The 21,451-nt window shown below is 56.7% G+C and carries 22 protein-coding genes; 8 read left to right on the top strand and 14 right to left on the bottom strand.

The window, feature by feature from the left end; all coding sequences use genetic code 11:
* Positions 1-201 precede the first annotated feature (201 nt).
* On the top strand, positions 202-1,020 hold the full coding sequence (locus tag RB602_RS07475) for a DUF2189 domain-containing protein (protein WP_317084334.1): 819 nt from the start codon (positions 202-204) through the stop codon (positions 1,018-1,020).
* Positions 1,021-1,193: 173 nt separating this feature from the next.
* Here the strand turns inward: RB602_RS07475 and rplS are convergent, their stop codons facing one another.
* The 5 genes from rplS to ffh all read right to left on the bottom strand — a co-directional run bounded on the left by rplS (position 1,194) and on the right by ffh (position 5,694).
* Positions 1,194-1,574, bottom strand: a complete 381-nt coding sequence (gene rplS / locus RB602_RS07470; RefSeq protein WP_317084332.1) for a 50S ribosomal protein L19 — start codon at positions 1,572-1,574, stop codon at positions 1,194-1,196.
* Positions 1,571-2,428 carry a tRNA (guanosine(37)-N1)-methyltransferase TrmD gene (gene trmD / locus RB602_RS07465; protein ID WP_317084331.1) on the bottom strand — a complete coding sequence of 286 codons (858 nt, stop codon included), beginning with the start codon at positions 2,426-2,428 and terminating at the stop codon, positions 1,571-1,573. The genes rplS and trmD overlap by 4 nt, the downstream gene beginning before the upstream one ends.
* A gap of 605 nt (positions 2,429-3,033) precedes the next feature.
* The gene (rimM, locus tag RB602_RS07460; protein ID WP_317084452.1) at positions 3,034-3,507 is read right to left on the bottom strand and encodes a ribosome maturation factor RimM; all 474 of its coding nucleotides are present in this window, start codon (positions 3,505-3,507) and stop codon (positions 3,034-3,036) included.
* A gap of 148 nt (positions 3,508-3,655) precedes the next feature.
* Positions 3,656-4,189, bottom strand: coding sequence for a 30S ribosomal protein S16 (gene rpsP, locus RB602_RS07455; protein ID WP_317084328.1), 534 nt, complete (start codon positions 4,187-4,189; stop codon positions 3,656-3,658).
* Between the two features lie 53 nt (positions 4,190-4,242).
* Positions 4,243-5,694 carry a signal recognition particle protein gene (gene ffh / locus RB602_RS07450; RefSeq protein WP_317084325.1) on the bottom strand — a complete coding sequence of 484 codons (1,452 nt, stop codon included), beginning with the start codon at positions 5,692-5,694 and terminating at the stop codon, positions 4,243-4,245.
* A 286-nt stretch (positions 5,695-5,980) separates the two neighbouring features.
* On the opposite strand from ffh, the gene RB602_RS07445 reads away from it, so the two are divergent.
* The 6 genes from RB602_RS07445 (at position 5,981) to RB602_RS07420 (ending at position 11,953) form a co-directional block, all read left to right on the top strand.
* Entirely contained in the window at positions 5,981-7,648 is a 1,668-nt protein-coding gene (locus RB602_RS07445; protein WP_317084322.1) for a putative bifunctional diguanylate cyclase/phosphodiesterase, read from the top strand.
* A 58-nt stretch (positions 7,649-7,706) separates the two neighbouring features.
* On the top strand, positions 7,707-8,501 hold the full coding sequence (gene dapF, locus RB602_RS07440) for a diaminopimelate epimerase (RefSeq protein ID WP_317084319.1): 795 nt from the start codon (positions 7,707-7,709) through the stop codon (positions 8,499-8,501).
* A complete protein-coding gene (gene mtaB, locus RB602_RS07435; protein WP_317084317.1) occupies positions 8,498-9,796 on the top strand; it encodes a tRNA (N(6)-L-threonylcarbamoyladenosine(37)-C(2))-methylthiotransferase MtaB in 1,299 nt (432 codons plus the stop codon). The genes dapF and mtaB overlap by 4 nt, the downstream gene beginning before the upstream one ends.
* Before the next feature lie 120 nt (positions 9,797-9,916).
* Positions 9,917-10,840: a signal recognition particle-docking protein FtsY gene (ftsY, locus tag RB602_RS07430; protein ID WP_317084315.1), complete on the top strand. Its 924-nt coding sequence runs from the start codon at positions 9,917-9,919 to the stop codon at positions 10,838-10,840.
* Positions 10,840-11,556: an inner membrane-spanning protein YciB gene (locus tag RB602_RS07425; protein ID WP_317084313.1), complete on the top strand. Its 717-nt coding sequence runs from the start codon at positions 10,840-10,842 to the stop codon at positions 11,554-11,556. Before ftsY ends, RB602_RS07425 begins: the two co-directional genes overlap by 1 nt.
* Positions 11,513-11,953 carry a VOC family protein gene (locus RB602_RS07420; protein ID WP_317084311.1) on the top strand — a complete coding sequence of 147 codons (441 nt, stop codon included), beginning with the start codon at positions 11,513-11,515 and terminating at the stop codon, positions 11,951-11,953. The genes RB602_RS07425 and RB602_RS07420 overlap by 44 nt, the downstream gene beginning before the upstream one ends.
* Before the next feature lie 26 nt (positions 11,954-11,979).
* On the opposite strand, the gene RB602_RS07415 is transcribed toward RB602_RS07420, so the two are convergent.
* A complete protein-coding gene (locus tag RB602_RS07415) occupies positions 11,980-12,684 on the bottom strand; it encodes a CPBP family intramembrane glutamic endopeptidase, BDIM_20840 family (protein WP_317084451.1) in 705 nt (234 codons plus the stop codon).
* A 92-nt stretch (positions 12,685-12,776) separates the two neighbouring features.
* The gene (locus RB602_RS07410; protein ID WP_317084309.1) at positions 12,777-13,721 is read right to left on the bottom strand and encodes a helix-turn-helix domain-containing protein; all 945 of its coding nucleotides are present in this window, start codon (positions 13,719-13,721) and stop codon (positions 12,777-12,779) included.
* Between the two features lie 251 nt (positions 13,722-13,972).
* Between RB602_RS07410 and RB602_RS07405 the strand changes: the two genes are divergently transcribed.
* Positions 13,973-14,915, top strand: a protein-coding gene (locus RB602_RS07405) for an IS630 family transposase (RefSeq protein ID WP_317080531.1) whose coding sequence is annotated in 2 segments (ribosomal slippage) — positions 13,973-14,308 and positions 14,310-14,915 — 942 coding nt in all. Because the reading frame shifts where the segments join, the coding sequence is not laid out codon by codon here.
* 85 nt (positions 14,916-15,000) lie between these two features.
* Here the strand turns inward: RB602_RS07405 and RB602_RS07400 are convergent.
* The 7 genes from RB602_RS07400 to glmM all read right to left on the bottom strand — a co-directional run bounded on the left by RB602_RS07400 (position 15,001) and on the right by glmM (position 21,410).
* Positions 15,001-15,369, bottom strand: coding sequence for a VOC family protein (locus tag RB602_RS07400; protein ID WP_317084306.1), 369 nt, complete (start codon positions 15,367-15,369; stop codon positions 15,001-15,003).
* Between the two features lie 149 nt (positions 15,370-15,518).
* Positions 15,519-16,607 carry a C45 family autoproteolytic acyltransferase/hydrolase gene (locus RB602_RS07395; protein ID WP_317084304.1) on the bottom strand — a complete coding sequence of 363 codons (1,089 nt, stop codon included), beginning with the start codon at positions 16,605-16,607 and terminating at the stop codon, positions 15,519-15,521.
* Positions 16,608-16,803: 196 nt separating this feature from the next.
* Positions 16,804-17,565, bottom strand: a complete 762-nt coding sequence (locus RB602_RS07390; RefSeq protein ID WP_317084302.1) for a hypothetical protein — start codon at positions 17,563-17,565, stop codon at positions 16,804-16,806.
* 24 nt (positions 17,566-17,589) lie between these two features.
* Positions 17,590-18,009: a GNAT family N-acetyltransferase gene (locus RB602_RS07385; RefSeq protein WP_317084300.1), complete on the bottom strand. Its 420-nt coding sequence runs from the start codon at positions 18,007-18,009 to the stop codon at positions 17,590-17,592.
* A gap of 91 nt (positions 18,010-18,100) precedes the next feature.
* Positions 18,101-18,724, bottom strand: coding sequence for a superoxide dismutase (locus RB602_RS07380; protein ID WP_317084298.1), 624 nt, complete (start codon positions 18,722-18,724; stop codon positions 18,101-18,103).
* Between the two features lie 203 nt (positions 18,725-18,927).
* Positions 18,928-20,070 carry a bifunctional hydroxymethylpyrimidine kinase/phosphomethylpyrimidine kinase gene (gene thiD, locus RB602_RS07375; protein WP_317084296.1) on the bottom strand — a complete coding sequence of 381 codons (1,143 nt, stop codon included), beginning with the start codon at positions 20,068-20,070 and terminating at the stop codon, positions 18,928-18,930.
* Positions 20,070-21,410: a phosphoglucosamine mutase gene (gene glmM, locus RB602_RS07370; protein ID WP_317084294.1), complete on the bottom strand. Its 1,341-nt coding sequence runs from the start codon at positions 21,408-21,410 to the stop codon at positions 20,070-20,072. Before glmM ends, thiD begins: the two co-directional genes overlap by 1 nt.
* Positions 21,411-21,451: the final 41 nt, after the last annotated feature.

The raw sequence follows: 21,451 nt of genomic DNA, 5'->3' as shown, positions 1-21,451 counted from the left end.
CGCTGGCCTTTTCAGTGCTTGCGTAGGCGTCTCACAAAGATGCGAATTACGCCTGAGTTGGAACCGTTTGCTCGCAGCGCGCTTTGTTCATGATAGGGTTAAAGACTAGGGAAACGTAACGTCATATACGTTCACACCGGCAAAACCCCAAAAGCAAAAGACAACAGGACAGGTTTTTACGACACAGAAGGAGAGAGAAGCATGGCACAGGATATTGCGGCAGAATTGGCCGCGAAATTTCCCCCGGTTCGTATCAACAGCATTAGCAGTGATGACATCAGCACAGCGTTGCAAAAGGGCTATCAGGATTTTCTCTCCAAACGCGGCGATCTTATCTTTATCGGCGCGCTCTATCCGCTGATCGGGCTGGTAGCGGCAACTTTTGTGCTGGGCGGCGCCAGCCTGCCTTTGCTCTTCCCATTGGCTGCCGGGCTGTCGCTCATGGGTCCATTGGTCTCTGCCGGTTTCTATGAACTCGCCCGCCGCCGCGAGGCCGGGGAAGATTCCGGCTGGATGCATTTTTTCGATGTGTTCGCCAGCAGCAACTTCTCCAACATCATGTTTGTCGGTTCGATCCTACTCGCCGTGTTTGCGCTTTGGATGTTGTCAGCCTTTATTATCTACAGTGTGTTTATGGGCCCTATGGTACCGCAATCGCCGGGCGAATTCCTCACCAGCGTCTTCACCACTGGCGAAGGCTGGGCCATGATCATTGTCGGCAATCTGGTCGGGCTGGCCTTCGCCGTTGCGGTGCTGGCTGTCAGCTTTGTCTCGCTGCCGATGCTGGTCGACAAGAATGTCGGCGCAGGCCGCGCCATTCGCACTTCGGTAAAGGCGTTCAACAAGAACCGGGCTGTAGTGCTGCGCTGGGGCATTACCGTTGCGGTTCTGCTGGCCATTGGTGCCGCTCCGCTGTTCCTGGGTCTGGCAATTGTGCTGCCGACATTGGGCTATGCCACATGGCATCTCTATACGCGCACCATCATGCGCGAGGATCTGCCGGATGCTCAGCGGGCTTGAGGCGGCTTTCAGCGGATCAATCTAACTCGTCATTGCGAGCGTAGCGAAGCAATCCAGGGCGTCTCGTGCCGCTCTGGATTGCCACGTCGCTTCGCTCCTCGCAATGACGGTATCCTGAAACAAAAAGGGCGGCCCTTGGGACCGCCCTTTCCATTATAGCCTGTCGCCGGTTATCAGCCCTGGGCTGCAACCTTGGTGTCGCGACGTTCCGCGATGCGTGCACGCTTACCGGTGCGGCCGCGCAGATAGTAGAGCTTCGCACGACGCACAACGCCGCGGCGGACCACGGTGATGCTGTCGATATTCGGCGAATAAAGCGGGAATACACGCTCAACGCCCTCACCGAACGAAATTTTGCGCACGGTGAAGTTGGAGCCGAGGCCGCGGTTTGACCGGGCAATGCACACGCCTTCAAAATTCTGGACACGGGTACGTTCACCCTCGACCACGCGGACGCCGACACGCAATGTATCGCCGGCCTTGAAATCGGGGACGGTTTTCTTGCTGTTAAATTCCTCGATCGCTTCCGCTTCGAGTGTCTGAATGAGATTCATTTCCCATTTTCCTTCTTTTGTCGCTGCGCACCAGAGGGCGACTGACCCGAAGCACCCCCGTGGCGCTCCCAAAGATCCGGCCGCCTTAGCCGTGTAATCGCTTCCGCCTGTTCTTCTCGCCAGGCAGCGATTTTCGCATGATCCCCCGATCGCAGCACTTCAGGGATCGTGCGCCCTTCCCACTCAACGGGCCGGGTATAATGTGGATATTCCAGCAATCCGGTCTCGAAAGACTCATCATCGCCACTGCAAGACGCGCCCATTACACCGGGAAGCAGGCGAATGCAAGCATCAAGAAGCACCGTCGCTGCGACTTCGCCGCCGGAGAGGATATAGTCGCCGATAGAGACTTCCTCGATATCGCGCGCCTCGAAGATACGCTCGTCAAAGCCTTCAAAACGGCCGCACAGCAGCGTGACGCCGGGACCGGATGCGATTTCACGGACGCGGGCTTGGGTGAGTGGTGTGCCTCTGGGGGTGAGAGCGATGACGGGGGCCTTATAGCCCCTCCCCTTCAGGGGAGGGGTTGGGGTGGGGGCTGTCGTCTCGGTGCCGCGCTTGTTGAACGCCCCCACCCCCAGCCCCTCCCCTGAAGGGGAGGGGAGTTTTTCCGCCATCCGCGCGCTCGCAAAATCGACCGCCTTGCCCAATATATCCGCGCGCAACACCATGCCCGCGCCACCACCGGCGGGCGTATCATCAACGCTGCGATGCCTGTCGGTGGCAAAGTCGCGCATGTTGATCGCCTCACACGACCATAGGCCCTGCTCCAGTGCTTTGCCTGCGAGCGAAGCCCCAAGCAGTCCGGGGAACATCTCTGGGTACAGCGTCAAGATTTGTGCGTGGAAGGTCACAGCGATTTCCTGTCGATTAAAATACGCCGGATGATGAAGTAATTCGGAACCCACGCAAATATATTGCAGTAGATGATTACGTAGGACGGATATTCAAACTTATTTCTGTCGTAAAGAATACCATTTTCGAACATAGAATCGATGAAAAACAGAAGGATAAGAAATAAAAAAGGGAAAATACCAGAGATGGGAATAACGAAGTTATTGAGAGCATTTTTCTCGCAAGCAAATAGCAGAATTACAGCGATCAGCATTGTCGTCATTAGTAGTGGAACCCAAACGCTGATCCCAATGACAATCCAAAATCCAATATCAGTCATATTCGCGATTCAAAAATAGCCATATGCCAATCCCGTTCCCAATACAGGCCAGTACCCAGATCACAAACATGCCCGCAGAAAAGGCAAACCAGCCACCAGAATCACACGTATCGACGTCTGGGCATAGGGGCGAGAATATGTAGCCCGAGCCTAGCCCCCAAAGTAATGGCAGTCCGCCAAATGGAATGAAGGCCAATGTCCATGGCGCCCAATTCATCCATCGTGCCAAAACGCATCCGCTGTATGCGACTATGAAACTTAAAAGAATGATTACAACCGAGCCAATCATCCAACAAAATCTACCGGCAGTGAAAGTGATGTATCTGTTATATCACAGACCCCAATCGGCACCATAAACGCTTTGCCATTGGGCTTTTTGATCTCGACCACATCGCCGGCACCGAAATTCTCCACCGCGATCACATGGCCCACGGCCTCGCCCGCGTCGGTAACCACCGGCAGGTCGATCAGATCTGCATAATAATATTCGCCCTCTTCCAGCGGTGGCAGGGCGGAGCGGGGCACGGTCAGTTCGGTGCCGCGTGCGGCTTCGGCGGCGTTGCGGTCGGTGACTTCGGCGAAGCGGGCAATCGCGCCTGCCTTATTGGGGCGGACCGCTTCCAGGGTCAAAGCGCCCTGATTATAGGCTTTGTGCTGCTTCAGGCTGTCCACGCTGTCGCTAAACAGCTTCAGGCGGACTTCGCCCGCCACTCCATGCGCGCCGATAATGACGGCGAGAGTGACGGGTTTTTCGGAGATATTCATAACAAAAGCCCCTCCCTTTTAAGGGAGGGGTTGGGGTGGGATAAGTCTGAAAGGGCTCGATGCCCTTTTAGACTTTTGCATTGCTCGGCTTCGCCTCGCCACCACCCCAACCCCTCCTCTGAAGAGGAGGGGCTTTTCATGATCAGCCTTCAGCCTTTTCTTCGGCTGCGTCTTCAGCAGGTGCTTCTTCGGCTTTGGCCTCTTCGGCTGGAGCTTCTTCAGCAGCCGCTTCCTCGGCAGGTGCTTCTTCTGCAGCAGGCTCTTCTGCCGGAGTTTCCTCTGCAGCAGCTTCTGCAGCCTTGGCTTCTTCTTCCGCAGCCTTGGCAGCTTCAGCGGCTTCGGCTTCCTTGGCGGCCTTTTCTTCCAGACGTTCCTTGGCCTTCTCGCCCGGCTCCGCCTTTTGCGGGTTGTTGCGCGCCTTGCGTTCTTTCAGGCCAGCCGCATCAAGGAAGCGCATCACGCGGTCCGAAGGCTGTGCGCCGACGGACAGCCAATGCTTGGCGCGCTCTTCGTTGAGCTTGACGCGCTCAGGGTCATCCTTGGCGAGCAGCGGGTTATAGCTGCCGATCTGCTCAAGATATTTGCCGTCACGCGGTGCGCGGCCATCGGCCACCACGATACGGTAATAAGGGCGCTTCTTTGAACCGCCGCGCGAAAGACGCATTGCTACTGGCATAAGTTTTTCCTTCTAAATCATCTTAAAGTATTGGTTTATAATAAAATTTCAGTCTATTTCTTGAACGGCCCCGGCGGCATGCCGCCCGGTAATCCGGGCAGGCCCGGTGGCAATTGCCCCGCACCCGGACCGCCCGGCCCGCCGAGTAAATCCGCAGGATCAGCACCGCCACCACCAAACATCGCGGCCAGACCTTTAAGCCCGCCCATTTTGCGGATCTTCTTCATCGCTCCGGCCATTTCCTTGTGCATTTTGATGAGTTTGTTGACGTCCTGCACCGTGGTGCCCGAGCCCATGGCGACGCGACGCTTGCGCTTGGCGTTGAGCAGAGCCGGTTTGGCGCGTTCCTCTATGGTCATCGAGCCGATGATCGCATCCATATGGACCAGCACCTTGTCGTCCATGCCGCTGGCTTCCATCGCCGCCTTGGCCTTTTTCATGCCGGGCATCATGCCCGCCAGCACGCCGAGACCGCCCATCTTGGTCATCTGCTGCAACTGGGTGCGCAGATCGTTCATATCGAACTGCCCCTTGGACATGCGCTCGGCAAGCTTCTCGGCATCTTCGGCCTTGACCGTTTCCGCCGCGCGCTCAACCAGGCTGACGACATCGCCCATACCGAGAATACGATTGGCGACACGATCAGGATGGAACAGCTCGAGCGCGTCCATCTTCTCGCCAGTGCCGACAAATTTGATCGGACGACCGGTGACCGCACGCATCGAAAGCGCCGCACCGCCACGGGCATCACCATCCATACGGGTGAGCACAACGCCGGTGAGATCAACCTGCTCGGAGAAATTCTGCGCCACATTGACCGCATCCTGACCGGTCAGCGAGTCCACCACCAGCAGGGTCTCTTTCGGTTGCGCCTCGGCGGAGACGGCGCGCATCTCGTCCATCAACTGCTGATCGACATGCAGACGGCCTGCGGTATCGAGCAGCAGCACGTCAAAGGCTTGCAGCTTCGCCGCCTGAATAGCGCGCTTGGCGATTTCCACCGGCTGCTGCCCGGCAATGATCGGTAACGTCGCGACCGACGTCTGTTCACCCAATGTCGCCAACTGCTCCTGCGCTGCCGGGCGATTGACGTCGAGTGACGCCATCATCACCTTTTTACGTTCCTTCTCGGTCAGCATCTTGGCGATTTTGGCGGTGGTGGTGGTTTTACCCGAACCCTGCAGGCCGACCATCATGATGATGGCGGGTGGCGTGGTCGCCAGATCAATCTCGCTGACATCGCTGCCCAGCATCTCGACCAGCGCGTCATTGACGATCTTGATCACCTGCTGGCCTGGCGTGACCGATTTCAGCACTTCCTGACCGATCGCCTTGTCGGTCACTTTGTCGATAAAGCCGCGGACTACCGGCAGCGCAACATCGGCTTCGAGCAGCGCAATCCGCACCTCGCGCATCGCTGCGCGGACATCGTCCTCATTAAGCGCACCACGGCCTTTAAGGCGATCAAATATGCCGCCAAGGCGATCTGATAAGCTGTCAAACATGCCATGCCTTTCCGTGGTTAAAACGCGCTCACAGGCACAATATACGCAAAAAGAGCCGGTGGGCGAAACCTCGCTGACCGGCTTTTCGCGGATACTCCGCCTGACGCTGTGGCAGCCCATTGGCGCAATTGCGCGCAAAAGGCAAGCCCTTAAGCGAGAACCAAAGTCAGTATTCTGCGACCACCCCAAACCGGGTTTATCGTAAACCGATTATTTACATGCCCCCGCTAAACCAGATGAACGAGGCGCGCCATGCGCCGCATCAGCCATCGGGAAAATGGTGAAAATGGTCAGAAACTGGACAAAATCAGCGAGTGAATGGGTACATAAATCCTTGTTTAAAGGGGCTTATGTTGATTTTGTCGCGGCTGGAGTCATAACCGCAGCTATTTTGCAATTCGTTGGCACTGGCGGTTCCGCCATGTCGGCTTGGGCGCGGGCACTTAATGGCATTGGCGATGGACCGGACAATATCCTCGCAAGCGCCACCCTGCTCAATATCGCCATTATACTGCTGGGCTGGCGGCGCTATAATGATCTGCGCAAAGAGATATTGGAGCATCGCAAAGCCGAAGCCGAAGCCAAGGCGCTGGCGATTACCGATCCGCTGACCAACTGCCTCAACCGACGCAGCATCAATGAACGCACAGCCGATCTGATTGCCGAAGCGGACAAACGCGATATGGCTGTTGCCTTCCTGATGCTCGATCTCGACCATTTCAAAACCATCAATGATATTCACGGGCATCAGGCGGGCGATCTCGTACTTCAGACCGTGGCTAACCGCCTGGGTGCCGTCATTCCGCCGCGTGCCCTGCTCTCGCGTCTGGGCGGTGATGAATTCGCCATTGCCTTTATTTTTGACGGCAAAAACCGCAGCGCGGTTGAACGCGTCGCCGAGGATGTGATCGAGGAAGTCGCCAAACCGATTGACGGCCCTGCTGGCGAGCTGGCGATCAGCACGTCCATAGGCATATCGGCCGCCAATCATTATGAAGAAACTGCGGAAAGCCTGATGCGTCGTGCCGATATGGCCATGTATCACAGCAAGAAGCAGGGCCGTAACCAGTTCGCATGGTTTGAAAGCTCGATGCAGACCGAAATCCAGACACAGAATATGATTGAAAAGGGTCTGCGGACCGGCATCCCTGCAGGCGAGTTCATTCCCTATTATGAGCAGCAGATTGATCTGGAGAGCGGCAAGCTGGTGGGCTTTGAAGTCCTGGCGCGCTGGAATTCCTCTGCTCTTGGTCTGGTATCGCCAGATATCTTTATCCCGATTGCCGAGGAATGTGGCCTGATCAGCGACCTGTCTGAAAGCATTATGCGCCGCGCGCTTACCGATGCGCTGGATTGGGACAGCGAGCTTATCCTTTCGGTGAACATCTCGCCGATCCAGCTGCGCGACCCATGGCTGTCACAGAAAATCCTGAAGCTGCTGACAGAGACAGGCTATCCGGCAGAACGTCTGGAGCTTGAGATCACCGAGAGCGCCCTTTTCGAGAATATCGCATTGGCGCAGTCGATAATCGGCAGCCTGAAAAACCAGGGCGTCAAAATTGCGCTGGATGACTTTGGCACCGGCTATAGTTCCTTGTCGCATCTGCGCGCCCTGCCCTTTGACCGTATCAAGATTGACCGCAGCTTTGTTACCACCATGGACGAGAACAGCGAGAGCGCTGCGATTGTTGAAGCAATTGCGCAATTGGGTCAGAATCTACGTCTGCCGATCACCGCAGAAGGCGCGGAGAGTGTCGAAGTGGTCAACAGACTGCGTGCTTTAGGATGCGGCAAGGTGCAGGGCTATCATTATGGCCAACCGCTTTCTGTCGAGCAGACGCGCTGGATGCTCGCGCGCGCCAATTTGCTACCCAACGAAAAGGGCGCTTTGAATAGCGGCAGCGCATCCGATAGCGCAGAACAGCAGCCAGCCGCAGAGAGCGCCAGCCGCTAGGCGGTTTCTCACGCGTTGCATATGGACAGCTACCGCACTGCGCCGTAAAGCGCGGGCCATGACTGCAACCGCCTTCACTAAAATGCATGGCCTGGGCAATGATTTCGCCATCTTTGATGCGCGTGTTGCGCCCGTGCACCTGCATGAAGCACAAGTCCGCGCGTTGGCAGACAGGCAACGCGGTATTGGCTTTGATCAGCTGATCCTGCTTGGACAGAGCGACAAAGCCGATGTGCATATGCGTATCTTCAATGCCAATGGCGGCGAAGTCGAAGCCTGTGGCAATGCGACCCGCTGTGTCATTGCGCTGCTGGGCAAGGATGCGGTGATTGAGACCAGGGCGGGTCTGCTCAAGGGCGAGCTGCTCGACGATACTGTGCGGATTGATATGGGCGAACCCCGTTTCGACTGGGACGCGATCCCGCTGGCCCAGCCCATGGACACTATGGATATGCCGGTCGGCTGGGAGATGCTGGAAAGACCGATGGCGGTCAATATCGGCAATCCGCATGTGATTGCCTTTGTTGATGATCCCTATGCCGTCGATATGGCGCGGCTTGGTCCGCAGATTGAGACCGATCCGCTGTTCCCCGAAGGTGTAAATGTCAATGTCGCCAGCGTCAGTGATAACGCCATTACCCTGCGCGTCTGGGAACGCGGTGCGGGCCTGACCGAGGCTTGCGGCACCGGGGCCTGTGCTACTGCTGTTGCTGCGATCCGGCGCAAACTGGTCAGCGGGCCGGTTGCGGTGCATCTGCCCGGCGGCAAGTTGACCATAGACTGGCAACCCGGCGGCACCATCAGCATGACCGGTCCCTTCGCCTCTGCTTTTACCGGCGAGGTCGAGCTATGAGCGCGGTAAAGACAAAGGAAAAAGCGACCTTTATCACCATGGGTTGTCGGCTGAATATCGCCGAGACCGAGACGATGCGCGAGCAGATGCCAGACATTGACGAACAGTTGGTGGTGATAAACAGCTGCGCTGTCACCAATGAAGCCGTGCGTCAGACGCGGCAGGCGATCCGCAAAGCCCGGCGCGCCAACCCGGATGCCAAGGTGGTCGTCACCGGCTGCGCCGCGCAAATTGATCCGGACAGTTTCGCCGCCATGCCCGAAGTGGACCGGGTGCTGGGCAATATCGAGAAGATGCAACCCGATGCGTTGTCTTTTGACGCGCCAAAATCAGAGACACTGGTGCAGGATATCATGCAGGTGCGCGAAACTGCGCCGCACATGGCCAGCGCCTTTGCCGACCATGCGCGCGCCTTTGTCGAGGTGCAAAATGGCTGTGACCATCGCTGCACCTTCTGCATCATCCCCTATGGTCGCGGCAACAGCCGCTCAGTGCCCGCAGGTCGCCTGGTCGAGCATGTGCAAGAGCTGGTCGACAAGGGCTATCAGGAAGTCGTGCTCACCGGCGTCGATGTCACCAGCTACGGCCATGATCTGCCGGGCAAGCCAAATCTCGGCATGCTGGTCGAGCGCATCCTGAAACACGTCCCTACCCTGCCGCGTTTGCGCCTGTCCTCGCTCGATGGGGTCGAGGTCGATGACCGGCTGTTCGATCTGATCACTAATAACGAGCGCGTGATGCCGCATGTCCATATCTCGCTGCAATCAGGCGATGATATGATCCTCAAACGCATGAAGCGCCGCCATAGCCGCGCACAGGCGATTGATCTGGTCCAGCGATTGAAAGCACGCCGTCCGGAAATTGCTATCGGCGCGGACATTATCGCCGGTTTTCCGACCGAGACCGAGGCGATGCACACTAATAATTGCACGATCATCAGCGAATGCCAGATCGTCCATGGCCATATCTTCCCCTATTCGCCGCGTGAAGGCACCCCCGCCGCCCGCATGCCGCAAGTGGACCGCGCCACGATTAAAGCCCGCGCCAAAGAATTGTGCGAGTTAACGGCTGCACAGCGCAGCAAATGGCTGGAATCGCAGATCGGCAACACCGCCAGTCTGCTGGTCGAAAAGGATGGTGTCTCCGGCCATATCGCCAATTTCGCGCCGATACGCCTTGCAACCCCGGCCCCGTCGGGCCAGATCAGGAGGGTGACAATCACCGGTATCAGCAATGGCCGGTTGGATGCAAAGATAATTGAGAGTGATGAAATAGAGCAAACCACACACCGTTAGGGCTGAGCTTGTCGAAGCCCGCTTCTCAGCATGGCACCCGGCCGAGAAACGCCCTTCGACAGGCTCAGGGCTAGCGGTTATGGGGTTGTTTGAAACAACAGAAGAAAGACAGGCACCTCTATGAGTGCGAATAGCTGGAGCGACAAGCTCCGTCTCGGGTTCAGCAAGACCAGCAGCAGGCTGACCGGCAATCTGGCCGGAATATTGGGCGCGGGTCGGCTGACCGATGCGGCGCTGGACGATATTGAGGACGCGCTGATCGTCTCCGATCTCGGCCCCAGCACCGCCGCGCGCATCCGCGAGAAGCTGGCGACCGAGAAATTCGATCGCGACGTGACCGAAGAGGATATCCGCGCCGTGGTCGAGCGCGAGATTGCCGCGATCCTCGGCGAAGTGGCCGAACCGCTGGAGATTGACGCCTTCCCCCGGCCACAGGTGATCCTGGTGATCGGCGTCAATGGCTCGGGCAAGACCACCACCATCGCCAAGCTGGCGCATCTGTTTCAGGAAGAGGATTATGGCGTGATGCTGGCAGCGGGCGATACCTTCCGCGCAGCCGCTATCGGTCAGCTCAAAATCTGGGCCGAGCGTCTCAATGTGCCGATTGTCACTGGGCCAGAGGGCGGCGATGCCGCAAGCATTGTCTTTGATGCGGTGAAACAGGCGACCGAAACCGGCATTGATGTGCTGATCGTCGATACTGCGGGCAGGTTGCAAAACAAGCGCGAACTGATGGACGAACTCGCCAAGGTGCGCCGCGTGCTTGGCCGTCTCAACCCGGCGGCACCGCATGATGTGGTGCTGGTGCTCGATGCCACCAACGGCCAGAATGCCTTGTCGCAGATCGAGACCTTCAAGGAAGTCGCGGGCGTTTCCGGCCTGATCATGACCAAGCTGGACGGCACCGCGCGCGGCGGGGTATTGGTGGCAGCGGCGGAAAAGTTTCAACTGCCCATCCATGCCATTGGCGTTGGCGAGCAGATGGACGATTTGCGGCCCTTTGATCCGGGCTTTCTCGCCAAGATACTTGCAGGAACAATCTGATGGACAGCCAGCACAAAGCCGATGCGCCCGATACCGAAACGGTGGAACAGGCCGAAGGTACGGTCGAGCTCGACGCCGCCAAAGCCGCGACTGCAAAAAAGGCCCCCGGCTGGCTGAGCTTGGCCATCGATTTTGGCCCGTTGCTGATCTTCTTCCTCACCTATCGCTATTTCGCCCCCGCCGATGATGCGCCCAACACCGTCACAGGAACGATTGCCGCAATCACCTACAGCACCGGCGCCTTCATGGCCGCAGTGCTGGTGGCACTTGGCATATCGCAATGGAAAACCGGCAAAATCTCGCCGATGCTCTGGCTCTCGACGATCCTGATCCTCGGCTTTGGCGCGCTCACCATCTATTTTCAGGATGAGACCTTTATTCAGGTCAAACCGACCATCATCTACGCCTCACTGGCGGCGATATTGTTTATCGGCCTGTGGCGCGGCAAGGCGCTGCTCAAATATCTGCTCCACGCCGCGTTTGAAGGGCTGTCCGATGAAGGCTGGCGCAAATTGTCACGCAACTGGGCACTGTTCTTCACTTTTCTGGCGGTGCTCAACGAGGTAATGCGCGCCAGCCTCAACTTTGAAACCTGGCTGACACTGAAAGTCTGGGGCGTCACCGCGCTGTCCTTTGTCTTCACCTTCACCCAATTGCCGATGCTGATGCGGCATGGGCTCTCTGTTGAGGATGGCGAGGCTGAGAGCGAAAGTTGATTGCACCGAGCAGGAGACGATAGCGGTGCATAACCCCGTTCTCTATTTTGAGATAGCAGTGACAGATATGGACCGCGCCATTGCCTTTTACGAGAGTATATTCGGATATAGTCTCAGCCGAGAGCAAGTGGACGGCTACGAAATGGCTTTCTTCCCGCGTGCAGACGACGCACCAGGAGCAAGCGGCGCGCTGGCAATGGGGGATGTCTATATACCGTCAAAAAACGGGGCGATTGTCTACTTTGACGTGCCCGATATCGACGCAGTTCTGGTGCGTGCCACGAAAAAAGGCGCGGCCATCCTTTATCCGAAAAAGGATCTTGGCGAAGCCGGGTTTGTCGCAGAGATAGAAGACAGCGAAGGCAACCGGATCGCACTAACCCAGGCAGCAGAATAAGGGATAGTGCAGCTAGGGTCAGGCCCCTAGATCAATAGCGAAAACGAGTTACCGAAGTTGTGCAGCAACACGGGTAGCAAAACACTTCCTGTGCGCAGACGAAGCCAGACGGCAATCAATGACGGGATCGCGGTCAGTGCCATTATGACAGGATCGAAAAAAAAGCTGCCATCCGCAAAACCGAACGCATGCCCCATGCCGAAAAGGAAGCAGGACAGTATCGCACCCCAGCCCCAATCGACACCGAGGAACCGCTTGCTGCCGGTAAATGCCTGATCAAGTGCAAACAACAGCGTGCCGCGATAAAACAGCTCCTCTTCCAGGCCCGGCATGGTCAACTGGAAAGCGATTTCTTCACCGCTGGGCTGACCTCCGGAGAAAACCAACGCGAGAACAACGAAGAAGGCGCAGTAGAGAGCTGCGACGGGTATTGCGGCCTTGAGGCTGCCCGGTTCCTGCAACAGGGTCAGGCCCATCCGGCGCCAGCCAAATACTGGCAATGCCGCAATCGCCAGAGTGGCGGCAAGCGCGAGCAGCTTACCTTGCCAATTCCACTCGCCGCCAATCATATCCGGCAACAGGCCATAGACGCGCGTCAGGGCAGCATCGTTGATCATAACCAGCACGACCGCCACCAGCAGCCAGCGCATCGAGAAGTGCTGACGATCAAACAAGCCCAATAGTGTTCCCAGGATGACGAGAAGCGCCAGCGTCCCTGCCAAACCAATCATTCCGTTCACCTAACCGCCTCCTTGGTACATTTGTGACGGCGCGCTAACGCATGGGAGGATTTCCGTCTCCTCAGATCACGGCATTTCGTTCCTCAAAACCCGGCTTTTGCCAAGTCTTTGCTATTGCGGCCGCCCTGATGACCAGCGGCGCGATATTCGCTTGGCGTGCATCCCTCAATCGCACGAAAAGCCCGATTGAAGCTGGCAAGCGAGGCAAAGCCGCTGTCATGGGCAACCGCGACAAGCTTGCGGGTCTCGCCCTGATCGCGCAGCAACCTGCGCGCCTCTGCAACCCGATAGTGATTCAGGAATGCACGGAAATGATCGTAACCCAGTTCATGATTAATCAGTCTGCGCACAGTGCGTTCCGAGGCATTCATGCTGGCCACAAATGCCGTGAAGGTGAGTTCGGGATCGAGAAAGACTTGCTCCTCCTCCATCAGCACAGTCAGTCGGCGCTTCAGATGATCTTCCTGTTCATCATTCACGGGCAATGGTGCCTGGCCCTCACCACTCCTGTCCGCGCCGAGAAAAGTGAGTACCCTCGGGTTCACGACTAACAGCTTGTTCGCGAGCCATAGTGCGAAGACCAGCATCATTGCGTTTTGAATGATGGCAAAGGCAAGTGGACGCCAAGAAAACCCGAAAATCGCATCGGCCGTCAGATCAATGAACAATATGCCGCCGAGCAGGATTGCCACCATCATCCGCGCATCATGGCGTTGTTGAATCATGTCACTCTGTCGCTCGGCGATAAGGCGCCAGACGAGATGCCCGATAATCACAAAGCCCAACAGGACGAGAAGCCGCGAAAGGCCCTTGTCTGCAAACGCCTCGCCCAACAGGCCGCGATCACAGGCGGCCAGGACCGCCCATGTCAGACCACCAGCCAAAACGAGGCCATGCGGTCTGAAACGCCTGTCGAAGCAGGAAAGACAAAACCACCAGAGGAAGACGACTGCAAAGCCACTCAATGCCTGCGCAATATCGCCGATAACACCGCTTGGGCGCAAAGACGTTATAGGGGTATTGCCCATTACAAAACTGGCGCCACACACTGCCAATGGTGGAAACAATAAGGCAGGCAATCCAATCTCCCGCCTTCGACCCAGCATCAGCCATGCGAGCAGCAGGAGCGAAGATATAGCGCCTGCGCGAATCGCGATATCGAGTTGAGCAATGGTCATCGCGGCCTTTTAGAGTCTTTTTCATTTAGATTGAATCTGGGGATTCCCTTTTTTCGATATTTGTGATTCAAGCTGCTGGCTGGGCAAGGAGGCCAGCAGTTATGGCACGAGCTTATTCTGACGATCTACGAGAGCGCGCAGCTGCTGCGGTGGTTTCGGGACGCAGCTGCCGAGAGGTTGCTGATTTGTTTGGTGTGAGTGTGGCCAGTGTGGTGAAGTGGTCACAGCGCCGTCGCCGGGAGGGTAGCGCTGCTGCCCGGCGCATGGGTGGTTATCGCAAGCGTCAGCTTGAGCCGCACCGGTCGTTTATCATCGAGCGGTTGCAGGCTCAGCCTGATCTGACCCTTTACCAACTGACGGCAGAACTGTCCGAGCGCGGCATCGTCACCAGCCCGGCTTCGGTTTGGCGGATGGTTCGTTCGGCCGGTCTCAGCTTCAAAAAAAAGTCTCTTCGCCATCGAGCAACTGCGGCCAAAAGTGGCGCGGCGGCGGGCACAATGGAAGAAATATCAAGGCCGACTTGATCCCAAGCGCCTCGTCTTCATCGACGAGACCTGGACCAAGACCAACATGACACCGCTACGCGGCTGGGCACCGCGCGGCAGCAAGCTGATCCCTCGTGCGCCCTTCGGCAGTTGGCGTACACTGACATTCCTTGCCGCTCTGCGCCATGATCGCATCGATGCGCCATGCGTCATTGACGGGCCAATTAACGGCCAACTCTTTACTGCTTATGTCGAGCAGTTCCTTGTGCCTACACTCTCACCTGGTGACATCGTCATCATGGACAATCTGGGTAGCCACAAGGGACAGGCCGTGCGCAGGGCAATCCGCAGTGTAGGTGCCAGACTGTTCTTCCTCCCACCCTACAGTCCAGACCTCAACCCTATCGAACAGGCCTTTGCCAAGCTGAAAACCCTGTTGCGTAAAGCCAAAGAGCGATCCGTCGAAGCAACATGGCAGCGCATCGGGAAACTGCTCGATACCTTCTCTCCGCAAGAATGCGCCAACTATCTCAGAAACTCAGGATATGCTTCAATCTAAATGAAAAAGAGTCTAGGGCAAAGCGAAATCGCAAACCATGGTGCCCACTCGCAAGCTGGTCTTGCCCTGCCAGATAAGGCCAGCGCTATTTCGGCGCGAATACGCAGAGTTTATTGCCATCCGGATCGCGGACATAGGCGACATAGTGCGTGCCTTCTCTTATCCCCGGCTCCCCCGCATCGGCACCGCCCTGCGCCAAGGCAGCGGCATGAAAGGCATCAACCGAAGCGCGGTCTGTTGTTTCAAAAGCTAGCATAGGGCCATTGCCGCTTTGCGCCGCCTGACCATCATAGGGCGGGGTCAGGCAGACCTTGGCGCGTTCGCCTTCGCGGCCATAGCGTGTCCATGTTTCCCCGGTAACTTCGCGCACCCCGCCTATGGCGCCGAAAACGGCATCATAGAACCGAATGGATCGGTCCATATCGTTGGTGCCGAGCGTGGAATAAGCGATCATGATTCAGAGCAGTTCTAATTTTGAATGAATCCGATAAAATTCCCCGTTCGTGTCGAGCGCAGTCGAGACACATTTCTCCACTTGAAGGGGCCTCTCGACTTCGCTCGAGGCGAACGGCAAAGGTGGATCAGCCAGAGCCATAAAGGACTCTAAGCCGAGGCTACCACCGGCGCGCGTTCAAATTCCAGCTTTGTCCATTCGCCCTGATCCGCGGGGCCGCGACAAGCGAGAAACTCCAGATCAGCCGGATTGCAGGCAATCACCGCATTGGTGGTCGCGCCGGAGTTATCCTCTTCAAAACGGTTGATGCTGAGCCGCCCATCCGAGCGATCGGCAAACAGCATCGACAAGGATTCCACCGTATGCGCATCGGATTGATCGAGCAGCTTCTGCATCCGCGCAAAGCGGTCATGGGTGCTCTCCGACAGGCCTGATTCCAACGCAATGTTTTCCGGGTCGAGACAGTGGTTGGAGCGCACAAAGGCGCCATTCTCTGTGGTGCGATAGGTCGATTTTTGCGGCGTGCGTTCCCACTCCACCGCGCGGTCCTTGTCGCCAATCCAATAGGAATGGCTGCCCGCGACCGGCGCCTGCTCGACAATCTTGCTCGCAGCCTCCAGCGTCTCCTGCTTCAACGCAAGATGCAGCAAGGAGAGATAGGGAATACCAACTTTGGCCCCTTTGGTTTTCAGGTTTGTTGTACCGACAGTAACGCCATGCTGGTTCATGCCCATCAGCGTCTGGCATCCGGCGCAGGTCACGGTCCAGGTTTCCGGCCCTTCATCGGGCATCCGGTGTAGCGCGATAACATATTTGACGTCCGGGCCGTTCAGATCCCAGGTCTGGCCCTGCAGGCTATGACCATTGGCGCTGATTTCCGGCGGCAACAGCGCCGCGGTGCAGCCTTCATCGTCGACGACAGGCAAGGCGATAATATCGCGGACATCGGTCATATTGGCGGTGGTGTAGAGCAGCACCGGGTCGATCTCTGCGCCCGCGGCGATACCCAGATGCTCGGCATGGCCATCCGCATCAAAACCGCGCAGCTGCTCCAGACACGCCGCCCCGGCATCGAACAAACGGCTGGTATCGTACCCAAGCTCAGCGAGATAGGTCTCAACCGCCGACACGCGATTGGCGACAAAATCATGGATCATATCGCGCCAATGCGCACCATATTGGCGTCCCATCTCCTCGGCGGTGCCGGTGACTGTCAGTTGCGGGAGCGTCATGCTCATATGTGTTTCTCCATAGTGGATGGCGCAAATATCGCGCTACATCGCTAAGATGCACTCTCTTTAGAGTTATGGAGCTGGTATAGGCAACTGTAAGCTGCGTTTTAGGTTTCGGCTTTCTTTGTGGCTTGGGTTGGCAATCGAGAAGCAAAAAACATAGGGATGATGACTGTCTCTATTTGTTGCAAGCAGACTAAGATCACAAGCGTTCCAACTCAGTAAACATCTGCTCTCCTAAGTTTACAACAGTTGCTAAATCACAAACCATTTGTGGATGAAGCATCATTGTTGAATGCTCGACACTTAGCGCCATTAAGGCTCCGTAGTCGCCAAGTTCATTACGTTTGCTATAGAGTTCAACTACCAAGCCATGATCTCCATCCGCAATTGCATCTCTAATTGCATCGTTAAGTCGCTTTGACTCAATGTCTTCACTCTCATTGAAAAGAAACGGAATATAGATAGGAATTTGGTGTGCGACACCATCCCGGTAGATTCTAAGAGCCGCGAACCAGTCTTTCATATCGGCGATTACATTACAGAGCGCGGGGGTAAGAGATTTAACCAATGTCTTGGCCTTCGGACCATCGAATACAACTTCGGTTCGACGCAGATCTTTTCCATCAGGTCGCTTGACATTGTTTTCCAGCGCCCAAATCCAGGCAAGATTGTCGAGAGCACCAAATACATTCATTACGAATGCTTGGATTAACAACTCAACATCTCGCACCGTGTCTCGCGAAGCTCCGATGCTATTTGGTGGATAAAGCTCATCAAGACGGTGCATAGCATGCTCAAGATAGCCAAGCCGACGGGCAAAACCTTCCCGTGAAAACTGTTCCGCACGATCACTGTTGAATGACCGGGATAAGACAATGTCTCTTAGTTTCTCGCTACGATTGAGCCATTCGAGTCTGCCGCGCTCATAGCTCTCAATTTGTTCTTGCTTATATCTTCGCACAAATCCCTCGCGCTTCAGTAGATACTATAACCGCTTTACCAAAAACACTTCGCTCGCGTCTTGCACTGTGGGGAAGTTCACCTCCCCAGTCCTCGCAAAGCCTTGTCTCAGATGCCAAGCAAGCGGCTCCTGCTCGCCGGTTTCACACGATGTCATCACAATCTCCGCACCATGCAAAACCGCTATGTTTTGCAATTCGCCAAGAAGCAGCATTCCAATGCCGCATCGTTGCTGTGAAGGCTCTACACGGATCATGTCCATATAGGGTATCTTGCCCCAGAACCGGCTCCATCGCAAAAACCCCACAGGCTGGTGCTCGCGCTCGGCGATAAGATACTCGCCCAATGCGATACAGCGCTCGACCCAGGCCTGATCGACCGTATTGTCATGGGCGATCAGCCAGTCCTTATGCCGCGCTTCGGCGGTGCAGATTTCAACAGGCATGGACGCTCTTTCCTTGTGAAGTGTCTGGCCGCTCACACAAAAAAGGCGGAGCCTCGCGGCCCCGCCCTTTCCTAATCTATCGCAATTACGCTCAGCCTTGATCAGCGCGAGAAACGCCTTCGCCGTCAAGGTTCTGGGCAACGAATTCCCAGTTGATCGCCTTGTCCATCACCGTGTCGAGATAGTTGGGGCGCGCATTCTGGTAATCGATATAATAGGCATGCTCCCACACATCGAGGGTCAGCAGCGGCTTCATGCCTTCATGCGCTACCGGACTATCGGCATCGTGCAGCGAGGTGATTTCCAGCTTGTCGCCATTCAGCACCAGCCAGCCCCAGCCGGAACCGAAATGGCCAGCAGCTTCCGCCTTGAACGCCTGCTTGAAACCGTCAACCGAACCGAAATCGGCGGTAATACGGTCAGCCAGCGATGCCGGCATCGCAACATTTTCCGGGCTCAGACAGTGCCAGAAGAAAGTGTGGTTCCAGATCTGGGCGCTGTTGTTGAACAGGCCCTGATTACCGCTTTCCTTGGCGGCGATGATGACCTCTGACAGCTTCTTGCCGTCATGATCGGTGCCGGCAATCGCATCATTGGTCTTGCCGATATAGGCATTATGATGCTTGCCATGGTGGAAATCGAATGTCTTGGCCGACATTACGTCATCACCAAAGGCGTTCTTGTCAAACGGCAGGTCAGGTAGGGTAAAGGCCATCTCTCTTCTCCATCTTCTTTGGGGGGTAATCTTGATGCGCTCTATATAGCGGCAGATTGGAACTCTCCAACCCTATTGTCTTGGTTTTGATTGGTACACCCTGCCTTATTCGTCATTGCGAGCGTAGCGAAGCAATCCAGAGACGCGCGTGTTGCACTGGATTGCTTCGCTACGCTCGCAATGACGCCAGTTTTACCGCCCCCCTATATCCTCCACGGCGGATAGCGGCGATCTTCGCCGGCATGATATATACAGATGCGATGACCCGACGGGTCGGTGGTCCAAGCTTCGCACCAATTCCATGACTTATCCTCAGGGCTTCCATCGAATATCCACCCGTTATTGCGCAGCTTATCCACAGCCTTGTCCACATCGGGAAACTCGAAGTAGATCGATGCCGAAGAGGTGACGCTATCGGCCTCATGCAGCGACAGTGTCGCGCCATTGCTTGCCTCAAACCGGGCATAAAGCGGCGCTTCATCGGGATCATAGACGATAAGAGTCAGGCCAAGCCGGGTATAGAAGGCGATGGAGGCGTCAAAATCGGTGCAATCAAGTGTTACCTGATTGAATAGCGGCCCGGGCATCACCGCGTCATTGCGCATCATAGGGTGGCCCATAGGCCCGTTGCTGGGGACCAGATCAGGAGCACTGCGCAGCGCCAAGCGAACAAAATCGCGCGCCTGTGTGATCGCCGCCTGCAGATCAAGCCCCTGCCCCAGCCCGACCGCTATTGCACTGGAAAGGGTGCAACCGGTACCATGGCTATGCAGTGTATCAATGCGAGGATCGGACCAGCGGGCAATCTCGCCCTCGCGGTTGACCAGTCTATCCGTGACTTCTTCGGCTCCGTCGTGCCCGCCTTTGATCAAAAGTGTTAGGTCGCGCTTCACCAATTCCGCCTCGCCGCCAAGCGCGTCCAGTTCTGGCAGGTTGGGCGTGGTCAGCGATGCCAGCGCCATTAATTGTCCGAAAGCCGCGATGGTAGCGTCATCGGCCAGCGCGCCGCCACTGGTCGCTACCATCACCGGGTCAAACACAACCGGCACTTTTGGTAGCTTCTCCAGCCGATCCGCAACAACCTCAGCAATAGCCGCGCTGCCCAGCATGCCGATCTTGATTGCATCAACACCAAAGTCGTTAACCACCGCGTCAATCTGCGCCGCGACCATATCGGGATCGGTCGATGTCACAGCGGCTACACCTTGAGAGTTCTGTGCCGTCAATGCGGTGATCGCGGTCATCGCATGTCCACCCATCATGGTGATGGTTTTGATGTCCGCCTGTATCCCCGCACCGCCGCCGCTATCTGATCCGGCGATGCTGAGCACGCGCACAGGCTGCATCAAGCGGCCACCTCGGCAATCACATCGCACAGCCGATTGACGAGGCTTTCCACCTGGGCTGCATCATCGCCCTCAGCCATCACCCGGATCACCGGCTCGGTGCCCGATGCGCGGATAACGAAGCGGCCATTATCACCCATCTCCGCTTCGGCCTGAACGATAGCGGATTTTACGCGTGCATCTTCCAACGGTTTGCCACCACTAAAGCGGACGTTTTTGAGCAGTTGCGGCACGCGATCAAAAACATGCAGCAATTCGCTCGCCGGTTTGCCCGATTGCACCAGCTCGGCCAGCACCTGTAGCGCCGCCGCTGTGCCATCGCCGGTAGTGCCATGGTCGAGCAGGATCATATGCCCCGATTGCTCGCCGCCAATATTGAAATCGCCACGGCGCATTTCTTCCAGCACATAACGGTCGCCCACCTTGGTGCGTTTCAAGCGCAGACCCTGTTCGGCGAGATAGCGCTCGAGACCAAGATTGGACATGACTGTTGCAACAACCGTACTGTTCTTTAACCGGCCATCACGCGCCCAGCCGGTGGCGATCAGCGCCATGATCTGGTCGCCATCAACCTGCTCGCCCTTTTCATCGACCACGATCAGCCGGTCCGCATCGCCATCCAGCGCGATGCCGATATCGGCCTTTTCCGCCACCACGCGCTCCTGCAACGCGCCGATATGGGTAGAACCGACCTGATCATTGATATTGGTGCCATTGGGCGAAACGCCCATCGCGATCACATCCGCGCCCAGCTCCCAAAAGGCCGAAGGTGCAACCTGATAGGCCGCGCCATGGGCGCAATCGACAACAATCTTCAGGCCATCAAGCCGGACGGTATCGGGCAGTGATTTCTTGACCGCATGGATATAGCGCCCCCGTGCATCCTCGATACGTCTGGCGCGGCCAATATCCGGCGCATCAGCCAGCTTCGGTGTTTCGAGCATCAACGCCTCGATACGCGCCTCATCATCATCAGAGAGTTTGAAGCCGTCCGGGCCAAATAGCTTGATCCCATTATCCTCATAAGGGTTATGGCTCGCTGAAATCATTACGCCTAGATCAGCCCGCATCTCCCGGGTTAACAAGGCAATAGCAGGTGTTGGCAAGGGGCCGACCTGGATCACATCCATGCCAACGCTAGTGAAACCAGCGACCAGCGCAGACTCCATCATATAGCCCGAAAGCCTCGTATCCTTGCCGATAATCACCCGATGGCGATGGTCGCCGCGCTGAAAATGCTTGCCTGCGGCCATGCCGATGCGCATTGCCGTATCGGCGGTCATCACTCCCGCATTGGTGCGGCCTCTAATGCCATCAGTCCCGAAAAACGCTCTACTCACTGCAGCTACCCTTATAGCCTGATACATTTACCTCATTGCCG

The sequence above is a fragment of the Parasphingorhabdus sp. SCSIO 66989 genome, from assembly GCF_032852305.1.
Classification (GTDB): domain Bacteria; phylum Pseudomonadota; class Alphaproteobacteria; order Sphingomonadales; family Sphingomonadaceae; genus Alterisphingorhabdus; species Alterisphingorhabdus coralli.
This window is presented reverse-complemented; position numbering and strand designations above follow the sequence as displayed.